Here is a 14435-nt window from a genome sequence, read left to right on the forward strand (position 1 = left end):
GCTCTTGTTCGGAAATGGACATTGTGCCCGTTTCGTAAATATAGAAGCATGAACTGTGCCAACTCGATCTATGCCGATCAAATTTTTTAAGTTCCTTGCTTTTTCAAGCAAAAATTCCCGAAGTTGCCCTGTCATTCCCAGAGAAAATGGCACCAAAGTCAAGGCTAGCGCATTTTCAGTAATTTCAGAAGTGCAACTTTCTTTGGCCCAGAGTGGCATTATTATTGTCATTGAGACAAGGCTGTCCGTATGAAAGATATTCAACAAGGTTTCGAGCTTGTTAGCGATGCATAAAAAATAGACAAAATGCGCAGAAGTTAATCAATCTTGATGGAGCGCAAGTGCCGCGTAATTAATCACTTCGATAATAAGGGGAAGTGGAAGCCATGTTTGAACTGCTGACACCAGCGGAAATGTCGAGTGCGGATCGACTGACTATCGAATCTGGCACGCGTGATGGTTTTTCACTGATGCTTGCCGCCGGTCATGCGGTCGCGCATGCGGCTCTGGGCATGTTTGCAGGTAAGGGGCCGATAGCCGTTCTTTGCGGACCCGGAAATAATGGTGGGGATGGTTATGTAGCCGCGCAGTTTCTGCTTGAGGCTGGCATGGATGTCATGTGCTTTGGCACTGCGCAGCCCCGGCAGGGCTCCGACGCGATGCGGGCATTGCTGTTCTATAAAGGAGAAGTGCGTCGGCTCAGTGCGTTTTCGCCGGCCGATTTTGCATGCGTTATTGATGCGCTATATGGTGCAGGCCTCACGCGTAGCATCGGGGGTGTCGAAGCTTCCGTTATTGGAGAGTTAAACGCATCCGGCATTCCGGTTATAGCTGTCGATTTACCGAGCGGTATTTCCGGCGAGAACGGACAAATATCGGGTGGAGCCGTCAATGCACGCGCAACGGTGACGTTTTTTCGCAAGAAGCCGGGCCACTTGCTGCAACCGGGCAGGGCACATTGCGGAATTCTTCATGTTGCAGAGATTGGCATTGCTGATGACGTTCTGACCACTATCAAACCCCAGACATTTGAAAACTCACCTGAGCTTTGGCGAGGTCAGCTGCCGCAGCTTTCAATCAACGCGCACAAATATAGTCGTGGTCACGCGGTTGTCTTTTCCGGACCTGCGCATTCAACCGGTGCCGCGCGACTGTCAGCAATGGCTGCGGCACGGAGTGGTGCCGGGGCAGTTACACTTTTATCGCCGCCTGATGCACTTCTGACAAATGCCGCGCATCTGACGAGCATCATAGTACGCGAAACCCGCAATATCAAAGATGTAGAGACATTCGTGAAGGATCGCAAAGTAGCTGCCTGTGTGCTCGGTCCGGGATATGGCAGCCCGTCATTTGCGCGAGATCATGCTTTGGCACTCTTTTCCGCGATTGATGGGCAGGCAGAATATCTGAAAGGGGTGGTGCTCGATGCGGATGGCATAACGGCATTTGAAAATAAGCCAGATCAGCTTTTTAAGGCCAAGCGTAGTGCGCATACGGCTCTTGTGCTCACGCCACATGAAGGCGAGTTCAGACGTCTTTTCCCGGATATTGCTGCGGAAGCAGATAGTTCAAAGACGGATAAAGTGCGCAAAGCCGCAAGCTGCGCAAATGCCGTCGTGATCTATAAAGGTCCTGATACGGTGATTGCTGCGCCTGACGGTCGTGCCATTATCAACGCAAACGGTACAGCGTTTCTCGCAACAGCTGGATCCGGCGATGTACTGGCGGGTATTGTTTGCGGACTGCTTTCACAGGGGATGCCAGCCTTTGAGGCGGCAAGTGCAGCTGTGTGGATACACGCTGACGCTGGACGACGCTTCGGTCACGGGCTTATTGCAGAGGATTTGCCGAACCAACTTCCCGCTGTCTTGTCTGCACTTGAACGATTAGCGCCCTGAGCTGCGGCTACCACCGGTTCCGACATCGACTGTAACACTGCCGGAAATCGAAACATCGGTATTGCCGACGCGGAAGTTTTTCCAGCTTCCGGCGGGTTGCGAATTGGGTTCCGGGGCAGGCGGAGGCGCAGATACAATAGGCTTCTGCGGTTCTACGCCTGGCAATCCTGTCGGTGCTTGGTCTTGAGCAAAAGCGCTAGCTGATAATACTGTTGAGGAAACAGCAGTAAATATTAGAAATCGCTTCATATTCTCAATCCTTATTTCAGACTTGATCTGCAACTGCTTCCAGAAGCTGTTCAGCCATATTGAGCGTGAACTCATCATAGTGAGAGATGACGCGGCTCGGTTCATAGTGCTGTACCGGCAAGTCAGTATAACCGAAATCTACGGCAACCACAGGAATACCAGCTGCCTTGGCCGTGTCGATGTCTGTACGGCTGTCGCCAACCATGATGGCGCGGTCGCGATTTCCGCCCGCTTTGGCAATCGTATCTGTCAGGTGGCGTGGGTCAGGCTTGCGATAAGCAAAGGTATCTGCACCACAAATTGCTGCAAAACGGTTGGCTTCACCCATAGAAGTCAGCAATTTGACGGCCAGAGCCTCAAACTTGTTTGTGCAGACCGCCAAGGTGTAACCATTCGCGCTGAAGCGATCCATTGCTTCAAGAACGCCAGGATAAAATGTCGAGTGACCCGGCATATGCGCTGCATAATGTTCACGGAACTCTTCGACAAGGTGATCAAGCTTCACGTCATCGACCTGCTTCTGCTGCGCTGCAAAAGCGCGCTCGATCATGACGCGGCCGCCCTGTCCAACGAAGCGGCGCAGAGATTCACTATCAGCGGTCCGCAGGCCTGAAATAGCAAGGCAATGATTCAGACTGTCCAAAAGGTCCGGAGCCGTTTCGACCAGGGTTCCGTCGAGATCGAAAACGATAATGGGCTTGGAATTGACAGCAGACATGTGACTTCCTTCAGGAATGATACTTGCGAGCGCATTGCTAAACGCTTTCTCAAATAGGCCAAATTGCTCGCAGAAACGAGAGCCTATCGCAAAAATCGCGATATTTTGTATTGAGCGCTTTGTTGCGCTGCACGCACATGCTAGAGGCGTTCACGGAGCCGGCTGAGAATCCGCTGGGAATATAGGAATTCAGGCATGGATGAAGCACGCAAGCTGAAAATCGCCGCCGCTGCAGAGGCACTGACGCACGTCAAGGACGGAATGCGTCTGGGAATTGGAACAGGCTCAACTGCCGAAGAATTCGTGCGTCTGCTGGCCGAAAAGGTAAACGGTGGTTTCAAGATCATCGGTGTGCCGACATCTGAGCGGACTGCTGCTCTTTGCGCTGAACTCGGTGTTCCACTGACGACACTCGAAGAAACGCCGCATCTCGATCTGACCATTGACGGTGCGGACGAAGTCGATGCCAATCTGTCGCTTATAAAGGGCGGCGGTGGTGCGCTTCTTCGTGAAAAGATTGTCGCGGCTGCATCCGACTCAATGATTGTTATTGCGGACGGATCGAAGGTTGTTGAAGCGCTTGGACGCTTTCCGCTGCCGATTGAGGTTAATCGTTTCGGTCTTGGCGCAACTTTGCGCAGCATTGAGTTGGCAGCATCGCAATGTGGCCTTGCAGGTCCACTGGTCCTGCGGTTAAAAGATGGCTCGCCGTTTGTAACGGATGGTGGACATTATATCGTGGATGCATCTTTTGGCCGCATTCCCGATCCAAAGATTCTATCTGACGCTCTCTTCGCCATACCGGGCGTTGTTGAGCATGGACTTTTCATCGGACTGGCACGGGCCGCGATTATCGCAGGCGCTGACGGTATCCGAACCATGAACCGGCCTTGAAGCGCCGACACGAATTGTTTGAACGGAGTACCGACCATATGATCCCGGCAACTGGCTTCCGCCGTCTGATTGCACCGTTTTCCGCACTTGTCCTGATGTCAGGCGTTCATGCGGCTTCTGCACAGGAAATTTCCGCTTCGCATCTGGAAGCTGCACGCGCAGCGATCGCTTCTATCAATGCGACGGAGCAGTTTGATGAGATCCTGCCAAGTGCAGCTCGCGCTCTGAAGGGTGAACTCATCCAGAAAGATCCGAATCTCGAAGCTCTCATCACCAAGACCGTTGATGACAAGGCTCTCGCTCTTGCGTCGCGTCGCGCAGACCTCGAAACCGAATCTGCCCGCGCTTATGCAAACGCATTCAGCGAAGATGAACTCAAGGCAATTTCGGCTTTCTACACCTCGGAAGCAGGCAAGAAGCTTCTCGCTGAAGGTCCAATCGTGACTCGTGAAGTCGTTAAGGCTGCAAATATCTGGCAGAACGGCATTGCTCGTGACCTCGCAACCGGTGTTGCAGAAGTTCTCGCAGCGCAGGCTGGCGCAACTGCTGCCCCAGCTACCCCTGAGCAGCCAGCGCAGCAGTAATTGCTTGCAGTAAACTAAAATTTAGAAGCCCGGCGACTTGGCCGGGCTTTTTCTTTTGCTTACATAAAGCGCAGTGTTGATTTTGAATGGAGAGCACCATGGCCGACTACGATTATGATCTTTTTGTTATCGGCGGTGGTTCCGGCGGTGTCCGGGCAGGGCGTCTGGCCGGTGCCATGGGCAAGAAGGTTGGTCTGGCCGAAGAATATCGCATGGGTGGAACATGCGTTATCCGTGGTTGTGTTCCCAAGAAGCTCTTTGTCTATGCTTCGCAATTTCCCGAGCATTTTGAAGACGCCGTTGGCTATGGCTGGGAAGTTGGCAAATCGAGCTTTGACTGGAAGAAGCTGATCGAAGCCAAGGACAACGAAATTACCCGCCTTGAGGGCCTTTATCGAAAAGGTCTGGAAAATTCCAAGGTCGATATTTTTGCAAGCCGCGCCGAGCTTATCGATGAGCATACTATTGAGCTGAAAGCAGATGGTCGTCGCGTAACCGCTGACCAGATTCTGATTGCAACCGGTGGGCACCCAAGTGTGCACGACTCTCTACCGGGCGCAGAATATTGCATCACCTCCAACGAAGCATTTCATTTGGAGGAACTGCCGAAAGCAATCGTCATTGCAGGCGGCGGTTATATCGCTGTCGAGTTTGCCAATATTTTCCACGGTCTCGGCGTTGAAACCACGATTGTCTACCGCGGCAAAGAAATCCTGTCGCGCTTTGATCCTGACCTCCGTCATCTGCTCCATGAAACGATGGTAGCAAAAGGCATCCGTATCATCTGTGGTGCAGTTTTTGAGAAGGTCGAAAAGCAGTCTGACGGCGAACTGAAAGTTTCACTGACCAATGGTGAGGCACTCAATGTCGGTCAGGTCATGATGGCTATCGGCCGCAAGCCTAACACGAAGGGCCTTGGTCTCGAAAAGGCTGGCGTTAAAACCGACGCGCAGGGTGCTATCGAAGTCGACGACTATTCGCGCACCAGTGTTTCCAATATTTGGGCCGTCGGTGACGTTATCAATCGCGTTCAGCTGACACCGGTGGCAATCCATGAGGCCATGTGCTTCCTCGAGACCGCCTTCAAGGACAATCCAACCAAGCCGGATCATGAGCTGATCGCCACTGCAGTCTTCTCGCAGCCTGAAATCGGCACCGTTGGATTGCCGGAAGATGAAGCTGCGAAGAAGTATCCAGAATTGGAAGTCTATCGCGCCTTGTTCCGCCCGATGAAGAACACGCTGTCTGGCCGTAACGAAAAGATGCTGATGAAGCTCATCGTTGACGCCAAGAGCCGCAGGGTTGTTGGCGCCCACATCATGGGGCCGGATGCCGGTGAAATGGCACAGCTTCTGGGCATTTCGCTCAAGGCTGGCGCAACGAAGGATGACTTCGACCGCACCATGGCCGTTCACCCCACAGCGGCTGAAGAACTGGTCACGATGTACAAGCCGACCTACCGCGTTGTGAACGGAGAAAAGGTCGACGGCTAAATCTTTCGTCGCACGCTGATCCTGTTAACGATTCTTGCTGGTATAAAGCGAGCGACTACATTATATCAACGCGATCACGTATGCCGGTTTCCGTGTTTGGGCATTGAGTTGTCCAATAGAAACGGATGCCGGCTTTCGTGTTAAGGAGGACAAAATCCGAGAGAAATCGCGCGGATAATTAAAACAGGTGTGAAATGACGAAGAACTGGACCCCGAATTCCTGGAGAGACAAACCGATCAAGCAAGTGCCGTTTTATCCAGACGCACAGGCTCTGACCGATGTTGAAGCTCGCCTTCGTACCTATCCACCGCTCGTATTTGCAGGTGAAGCCCGCAAGCTGAAGAACCAACTCGCGGATGTTGCCGAAGGCAAGGCATTTCTGCTTCAGGGCGGCGATTGTGCGGAGAGTTTCGCAGAACATGGCGCGGATAATATCCGCGACTTTTTCCGCGTCTTTTTGCAGATGGCCGTTGTTCTGACGTTTGGTGCCTCCAAGCCTGTTGTTAAGGTTGGCCGTATTGCTGGTCAGTTCGCCAAGCCGCGTTCTTCCGACATGGAAACGCTCAATGGCGTCGAGCTGCCATCATACCGTGGCGACATCATCAACGGCATCGATTTCGATGAAGCTTCGCGTATCCCTGATCCGCAACGTCAGGACATGGCTTACCGCCAGTCTGCTGCAACGCTGAACCTGCTGCGTGCATTCGCGCAGGGTGGTTACGCTAACCTTGAGAACGTGCATCAGTGGATGCTCGGCTTTGTTGGCAAAAGCCCGCAGGCAGAGCGTTATGCAGCTCTCGCACAGCGCATTTCGGAAACGATGAACTTCATGCGTGCCATTGGGATCACTTCCGATAGCAATCATTCGCTCCGTGAAACCGATTTCTACACCAGCCATGAAGCATTGCTGCTTGGCTATGAAGAAGCGCTCACACGCGTCGATTCGACTTCTGGCGACTGGTACGGCACTTCAGGTCACATGATCTGGATTGGCGACCGCACACGTCAGGCCGATCATGCGCATATCGAATATTGCCGTGGCATCAAGAACCCGCTCGGTCTGAAATGTGGCCCATCGCTGCAGCCGGATGATCTCATCCGTCTGATAGATCTTCTCAACCCAGAAAACGAAGCAGGTCGTCTGACGCTCATTGCTCGTTTCGGTTACGACAAGGTCGGCGATCATCTGCCACAGCTCATCCGTGCTGTTGAGCGTGAAGGCCGCAAGGTCGTCTGGTCTTGTGACCCGATGCACGGCAACACGATCACCGCAGGCGGTTACAAGACGCGCCCGTTCGACCGCATCCTCAAGGAAGTGGAATCCTTCTTCGCGATTCATCGTGCCGAAGGTTCGCATCCGGGCGGTATTCATGTCGAAATGACTGGCAAGAACGTCACCGAATGCACCGGCGGCGCTCGCGCAATTTCGGCGGAAGACCTGCACGACCGTTACCACACGCATTGCGATCCACGTCTCAACGCGGATCAGGCGCTGGAACTGGCCTTCCTTTTGGCAGAATTGCTCAAGAAGGAACGTGACTCGGGCGCGGAAAAGCAGGCCGTTAACGCCTAGTCGGATCAAGCCACATCAATTCAACACAGGGCGGAGGATTTATCCTCCGCCCTGTTGTGTTTCGGCTGAATTCGCTTATTGATTTTGGCGAAAACTCACTTGGGGGCATCGATGAAGCGGATTATTCTGGCGTTTCTCAATTCAATGCGTGCTCTCCGGCATTTGGCCAAGCACGAGAAAGCGGTTCAGCAGGAGCTTGTCCTGTTTCTGCTTTCGCTGCCAATCGCATTTTTCCTGGCTCCTAGTGCGCTGGCATTTCTGCTGATGACGGGATCGATCCTGTTCCTCATTCTGGTTGAAGTGCTCAACACGGGTATTGAGGCCACTTGCGATGCAGTCTCGCGTGATTTTCATAAAGAAATTCAGATTGCCAAGGATTGCGGGTCGCTCGCCGTCCTGATCGCGATTGTGTTTGTAGCTGCCACATGGGGCTATATTCTTATTACGACCTATATGATCTGACAAAGAACAGCCGTTCTTGAACTCCATCCGTTGCAATTAATTGCACAAGCGCGCTAAAGCTTGGGCATGATCAGCACCAGCGAGAATCTCGATATGCTTCGTATTGCCGTTGCACAGCTCAATCCTGTTATGGGCGACATCGCCGGAAATCTTGCCAAGGCTCGTGCAGCCCGCGCAGAAGCAGCCAAAATGAACGCCGACCTTGTGATGTTCACCGAGTTGTTCATTGCAGGTTATCCGCCGGAAGATCTTGTGCTGAAGACTGCCTTTGTCGCGGCCTGTGAAAAGGCTGTTGGTGAGCTAGCCAAAGACACCGCTGACGGCGGCCCGGGCGTTATTATCGGCACGCCTATGCAACGCAATAGCGGTTTGCATAATTCGATTGCTGTACTGGATGGCGGCGAAATTATTGCCGAGCGTTTTAAGGTCGATTTGCCGAATTACGGCGAATTTGACGAAAAGCGCGTCTTCCAGCCGGGTCCAATGCCAGGTCCGGTTAATTTCCGCGGTGTGCGCATTGGTATTCCGATTTGCGAAGATATCTGGGGCGACCTCGGAGTAGCCGAAACGCTAGCTGAAAGCGGCGCTGAATTTCTCTTGGTGCCAAACGGTTCGCCTTATCACCGCGCCAAGATCGAACGCCGCTATCAGGTTGTTCTGAAACAGGTTATCGAAACCGAACTTCCGATGCTCTACGCCAATCAGGTTGGCGGGCAGGATGAACTGGTTTTCGATGGTGGTTCCTTTGTGTTCAATACCGACAAGACTCTTAGCCTGCAGATGCCGCAATTTGCGGAAGCGATTACGCTAACTGTCTGGAAGCGGGACGGCGAGGGCTGGCATTGCGAAGCAGCCGAAAAGGCAAAGCTGCCAGAAGGTTTGGAAGCTGATTATGCGGCCTGTATGCTGGGTCTGCGTGATTATGTGAACAAGAACGGCTTCAAGGATGTCGTGCTTGGTCTGTCAGGTGGTATCGACTCCGCAATCTGCGCGGCATTAGGTGTCGATGCGCTTGGCAAGGATCGCGTGCGCTGCGTGATGCTGCCATATCGCTACACCTCGGAAGAGTCGTTGAAAGACGCTGCTGATTGCGCGAAGGCGCTCGGCGTGCGTTACGATATTGTGCCTATCGCTGAGCCTGTCGAAGGCTTCCTGTCTGCATTGAAGCCAATGTTTGAAGGTACTGAGAGCGGCGTTACTGAGGAAAACCTGCAAAGCCGCGCACGCGGCACCATCCTTATGGCAATTTCCAACAAGTTCGGTTCGATGGTTGTGACCACAGGCAACAAGTCGGAAATGTCGGTGGGCTATGCAACGCTTTATGGCGACATGAATGGTGGCTTCAACCCCATCAAGGACGTCTATAAGATGCAGGTTTTTGCTCTGTCCGAATGGCGCAACAACAATGTTCCGGTTGGCAGCCTTGGCCCTTCTGGCGAGATTATCCCGACAAACATCATCACAAAAGCGCCATCCGCAGAATTGCGTGAAAACCAGACAGATCAGGACAGTTTGCCACCTTATCCGGTGCTGGACGACATTCTCGAATGCCTCGTTGAAAACGAAATGAGCAATGCCGAGATCGTCGCGCGTGGCCATCAACTTGAGACGGTGCAACGCATCGAGCACCTGCTTAATCTGGCAGAATACAAGCGCCGCCAATCTGCGCCTGGTGTCAAAATTACCAAGAAGAATTTCGGACGTGATCGTCGTTATCCAATAACGAACCGCTTCCGCGACCGCTGAGAGATTTCATAATGACCGTAACAGTTCGTTTTGCACCGTCGCCGACGGGGTATATTCATATTGGCAATACACGTACCGCACTTTCAAACTGGCTTTACGCCAAGAAGAACGGCGGCAATTTTATTCTGCGTTACGATGATACAGACGTTGAACGCTCCAGGCAGGAATATGCCGATGCTATTGCCATTGATCTCGCATGGCTGGGTGTCACGCCTGACCGGGTCGAATATCAGTCAAAGCGCTTTGATGTGTATGCCAAGGCTGTCGAGAAGCTGAAGCAGGCCGGTCTTCTCTATGCCTGCTATGAAACGGCCGACGAACTCGAACGCCGTCGCAAGCTGCGACTCGCGCGTCGTTTGCCGCCAGTCTATGGCCGCGAAGCTCTGAAGCTGACCGATGATGAAAAGGCAGCTTTCGAAGCTGAGGGCCGCAAGCCGCACTGGCGCTTCCTTCTACCAAACTTTGAAAGCGATCCTTTCGCAACCACACGCACCGAAGTCCATTGGGATGATCTGGTGCGTGGACCACAGACTGTAGATCTGGCTTCCATGTCCGATCCGGTTCTGGTTCGCGAAGATGGCACTTATCTCTACACGCTGCCATCAGTTGTTGATGATATTGATCTTGGCATCACCCACATCATCCGTGGCGACGACCATGTCACTAATTCGGGCGTGCAGATTGCAATCTTCAAGGCGCTCGGTGCCGAACCGCCGGTCTTTGGCCACCACAACCTGCTCACCACGGTTTCGGGCGAAGGGCTTTCCAAGCGCTCTGGCGCTCTTTCGGTCGGTAGCTTACGTGAAAGCGGTTATGAGCCGATGTCTGTCGCTTCGCTGGCCATTCTGATCGGAACATCCGAGTCCGTTTCGGCTGCGATCGATATGGATGCCTTGGCAGAACGTTTTGATCTGGCTGCGATTTCAAAGTCGTCGGCAAAGTTTGATCCAGCAGAACTTGATACGCTTAACCGCGCTTTGCTGCATGATATGCCTTTTGAGAAAGCGAAAGAGCGTCTCGAAGCACTCGGCATTTCAGGCGATCAGGCAGAGGCTTTTTGGGCAACTGTTCGTGGCAATCTTGAGCGTTTCAACGATGCGGCTCATTGGTGGCAGATCATCAATGGCGATCTGCCGGAAAAGCCGGAGCTAGCCGAAGAAGATCAGGTGTTTGTGCAGGAAGCCTTTAAACTGCTACCTGCAGCTCCTTGGGATAAGCAGACCTGGAAAACATGGACCGATGCTGTGAAGATCGCGACGGGACGCAAGGGCAAGACATTATTCATGCCCCTGCGTATCGCCCTTACGGGACAGGCGCATGGTCCGGAGCTTGCGGACCTACTGGTTTTGCTTGGTCCGGATAGAACGAAGACCCGACTACTCTAACTTTCGAGCTTTCCGTATAGGTGCGCTCCGCTGGCGGTGTGGTTGCTGTCGGAGCGATATAGTCAGTTGGTTGAACTTTTGGTTGTGATGTCGGCGCGTAACTCGATTCCGATGCTTCGTATGGTGGAACAACGAAATCTTCGACCGGTTCACTTACGGTTTTCGCGACTTTAGTCTGGTCGTTTTTAGATATTTTGTTTGAGGCTGTTTTTCTGGGAGCAGCCTTCTGCGCTTTTCGAGCGGGTGCCCAAGTCGCTGAACATGCCTGAACATATCGACCAGCGTGCGATCTGCCAGCTATCGTGGCGTTTAGCTCAGAGAGCTGGTTTTCAAGAGTTTTAACGTCCGACTGCAGTTTATCGGCTCGTGTCTTAAGGCGCGTGCACGATGTGGATTTGCCCGCACTGAAACAGCTTTGCTTTGATAGTTCAGTACGAGTCCGTGCAAGCTGAGCTTTGCTTTGTTCAAGTTTTGCTTTCGTCGATGCAACATTGCTCGACAATCGCGCTTTCTCTTTTGGAGAGCATTGCTGCACCGGTTGGGTGGTTGTACAGCCGGCTATCAATAATGCGGTCGTTAACACCATCGCTGGCGATGCCAGGCGAAAAAAACGTCTACAAGCAATCATCATAGAACAAGCCCGTCCTGTTTGTTCGTACGTATCGATTGTTATGTATTGTATTTAAGAAAGCATAAACGCCAAGTATGATTATGCATACTTGGCGTTTATTATACATTGATAATATATATTATGGCAAGTTCTTATTCTATTTTACTTCTTCAACTCTCCCGAGCGCTGAAGTGCTTCAACAACTGCCAGAGCCGTCATATTCACAACGCCACGCGATGTAACTGACGGCGTAAGGATGTGAGCAGGGCGCGCTGTGCCGAGCAGAATTGGCCCAACATGCAGTGCATCAGTCACCGTCTTGACCACGTTTAGCGTGATGTTTGCCGCGTCAAGGTTCGGGAAAACCAGAAGGTTTGCTTCGCCCTTGAGGCGCGAGTTCGGGAATACACGATCCCGCAAAGCTTGCGAAAGCGCAGAGTCGCCATGCATTTCACCATCAGATTCAAGCTCTGGAGCTTTTTCTGCCAGCAACGCTGCGGCCCGACGCATCTTCTCTGCGCTTGCGGATTCTTTCGATCCGAAGTTGGAATGTGAAACGAGTGCAGCCTTTGGTTCAATTCCGAAACGGCTGATTTCCTTGGCAGCCAGAATTGCCATTTCAGCGATTTCTTCGGCTTCCGGTTCTACGCTGACATAAGTGTCGGTGAGGAACAGTGCGCCGCGCTGCGAAATTAGCAGGCTGAGGGCAGAATAATCGCTGATACCTGGAAGCTTGCCGATAATCTGCTTCACGACGCGCATATGGCGCTCAAAGCGTCCTTCCAGACCACAGATCATGGCATCTGCTTCATCGCGCATCACAGCCAGCGCTGCAATTGCCGTCGAGTTGGTACGTACGATTGTACGTGCCGCCTCAGGGGTCACACCCTGACGGCCCGTATAGGACAGATAAAGGTCGACATAATCACGGTAACGTGGATCATCTTCTGGATTGATAAGATCGAAATCAGTGCCTGGACGAATCTTTAGACCGTAGCGCTGAAGGCGTGTTTCGATAACGTGTGGACGACCAACGAGGATTGGTGCAGCAATACGTTCTTCGATAACCACCTGAGCAGCACGCAATACACGTTCATCTTCACCGTCAGCATAGATCACGCGCATCGGCTTGCTCTGCGCGCGGGCTGCCGCGAAGACTGGCTTCATGATGAGGCCGGAACGGAAGACGAAGCGGTTCAGCCTGTCGGTATAAGCTTCCCAGTCTTCGATTGGACGCGTTGCAACACCGCTTTCCATCGCAGCCTTGGCAACCGCAGGAGCGATACGCAGGATCAAACGCTGATCGAATGGCGATGGGATAATGTGATCTGGTCCGAAAGTCGGTGTATCACCCGAATAGGCCCGGGCAGCAACATCAGAAGGTTCTTCGCGAGCCAATGCTGCAATAGCACGAACCGCTGCGAGCTTCATTTCTTCATTGATTGCAGTCGCACCCACATCAAGTGCGCCACGGAAGATGTAAGGGAAGCAGAGGACGTTGTTGACCTGGTTCGGATAGTCTGAACGTCCTGTGCAGATCATAGCATCGGCGCGTGCTTCGCGCGCAGCTTCCGGCATGATTTCTGGATTTGGATTAGCCAGTGCCATGATCAATGGCTTTTCAGCCATCTGCTTGAGAAGCTCAGGCTTCAGAACACCAGCCGCCGACAAGCCGAGGAAAACGTCTGCGCCGCCGATAACATCGGCCAGCACGCGTGCGTCGGTCTTCTGTGCGTACACTTCCTTCCAGCGATCCATAAGCGTATTGCGGCCTTCATAGACCACGCCTTCAATATCGCAGACAAAGATGTTTTCGCGCTTGGCGCCAAGATTAACCAGCAGGTTAAGACAGGCAAGCGCCGCAGCACCAGCGCCTGAAGTTACAATCTTGGCAGTGCCAATTTCTTTTCCAGCCAATTCCAGTCCATTGAGCACTGCGGCGGCGACAATAATTGCCGTTCCATGCTGATCGTCATGGAAGACCGGAATATTCATTTTGGCGCGCAGTTGCTCTTCAACTTCAAAGCATTCAGGTGCCTTGATGTCTTCGAGGTTGATACCGCCAAAGGTCGGTTCGAGTGCGGATACAACATCAACGATACGGTTGATTTCATGTGCATCGACTTCAATGTCGAAAACATCGATATCCGCGAATTTCTTAAAGAGAACGGCCTTGCCTTCCATCACTGGCTTGGATGCAAGTGCGCCGATATTGCCAAGGCCAAGAACCGCGGTGCCGTTTGAAATAACTGCGACCAGATTGCCACGCGCCGTATATTCGGCAGCTGCAGCGGGATCTTCATGGATGGCGAGGCAGGGGGCGGCGACGCCTGGCGAATAAGCAAGCGCAAGGTCGCGTTGATTTCCGAGCGGCTTGGTGGCTTGAATTTCCAGCTTGCCCGGCTTCGGGTAGCGGTGGAAGAACAGGGCCGCTTCGTCAAAATCCGAACGCGTGGAAGTGGAGGGGGTCTTTTTATTCGTCATTATCGCATCGCTTTCCGGTTCATGCGCGCAGCTGGGGGAGGAAACCGCGCAGGGACGCTTATTTGCGTCTTTTGAGCCATTATCGTTCTTATCTCAAACTATCAAATCACTATAGGCCCGATTTCGAGAAGCAGTTATTCCGCAGTTGAATGGTATTTCGAGTGAAACAGCTTCTTTTATGGCAACAGACATGCCACCAAGCCAATGTCGCAATCAACCGGATTTTGGTTGACGCGCGGAAATGTCCACCTGTTCCGCGCTTTTTTACCACTCAAATAATTGCGACCTTAATTTTACCGGGAATATCGCTTCGATTTTGAAAATTTGTATCCCTCATT

At 52.6% G+C, this 14435-nt stretch carries 10 protein-coding genes; 8 read left to right on the plus strand and 2 right to left on the minus strand.

The window, feature by feature from the left end; translation table 11 throughout:
- Window positions 1-386: 386 nt before the first annotated feature.
- Entirely contained in the window at window positions 387-1898 is a 1512-nt protein-coding gene (locus ABWV94_RS02750; RefSeq protein WP_113498809.1) for an NAD(P)H-hydrate dehydratase, read from the plus strand.
- Window positions 1899-2163: 265 nt separating this feature from the next.
- Here ABWV94_RS02750 and ABWV94_RS02760 read toward each other — a convergent pair whose 3' ends face one another.
- Window positions 2164-2865: an HAD family hydrolase gene (locus ABWV94_RS02760; RefSeq protein ID WP_079211843.1), complete on the minus strand. Its 702-nt coding sequence runs from the start codon at window positions 2863-2865 to the stop codon at window positions 2164-2166.
- Between the two features lie 195 nt (window positions 2866-3060).
- Here ABWV94_RS02760 and rpiA point away from each other — a divergent pair, with 195 nt between their 5' ends.
- From rpiA to gltX, 7 genes are all read left to right on the plus strand, one after another.
- Window positions 3061-3759: a ribose-5-phosphate isomerase RpiA gene (gene rpiA, locus ABWV94_RS02765; RefSeq protein WP_007874915.1), complete on the plus strand. Its 699-nt coding sequence runs from the start codon at window positions 3061-3063 to the stop codon at window positions 3757-3759.
- Between the two features lie 38 nt (window positions 3760-3797).
- The gene (locus tag ABWV94_RS02770) at window positions 3798-4343 is read left to right on the plus strand and encodes a DUF2059 domain-containing protein (RefSeq protein WP_064320600.1); all 546 of its coding nucleotides are present in this window, start codon (window positions 3798-3800) and stop codon (window positions 4341-4343) included.
- A gap of 98 nt (window positions 4344-4441) precedes the next feature.
- Entirely contained in the window at window positions 4442-5836 is a 1395-nt protein-coding gene (gene gor, locus ABWV94_RS02775) for a glutathione-disulfide reductase (protein WP_113498811.1), read from the plus strand.
- A gap of 194 nt (window positions 5837-6030) precedes the next feature.
- Window positions 6031-7410, plus strand: a complete 1380-nt coding sequence (locus ABWV94_RS02780; RefSeq protein ID WP_007874927.1) for a class II 3-deoxy-7-phosphoheptulonate synthase — start codon at window positions 6031-6033, stop codon at window positions 7408-7410.
- Between the two features lie 111 nt (window positions 7411-7521).
- Entirely contained in the window at window positions 7522-7872 is a 351-nt protein-coding gene (locus ABWV94_RS02785) for a diacylglycerol kinase (RefSeq protein ID WP_007874929.1), read from the plus strand.
- A 66-nt stretch (window positions 7873-7938) separates the two neighbouring features.
- Window positions 7939-9618, plus strand: coding sequence for an NAD+ synthase (locus ABWV94_RS02790; RefSeq protein WP_112804800.1), 1680 nt, complete (start codon window positions 7939-7941; stop codon window positions 9616-9618).
- An 11-nt stretch (window positions 9619-9629) separates the two neighbouring features.
- Window positions 9630-11003: a glutamate--tRNA ligase gene (gene gltX / locus ABWV94_RS02795; protein WP_113498815.1), complete on the plus strand. Its 1374-nt coding sequence runs from the start codon at window positions 9630-9632 to the stop codon at window positions 11001-11003.
- Between the two features lie 772 nt (window positions 11004-11775).
- Here gltX and ABWV94_RS02800 read toward each other — a convergent pair.
- The gene (locus tag ABWV94_RS02800) at window positions 11776-14097 is read right to left on the minus strand and encodes an NADP-dependent malic enzyme (protein ID WP_007874938.1); all 2322 of its coding nucleotides are present in this window, start codon (window positions 14095-14097) and stop codon (window positions 11776-11778) included.
- Window positions 14098-14435: the final 338 nt, after the last annotated feature.

Origin of the sequence: Brucella sp. NBRC 12953, assembly GCF_040369775.1 — a bacterium.
GTDB classification, from domain to species: domain Bacteria; phylum Pseudomonadota; class Alphaproteobacteria; order Rhizobiales; family Rhizobiaceae; genus Brucella; species Brucella pseudogrignonensis.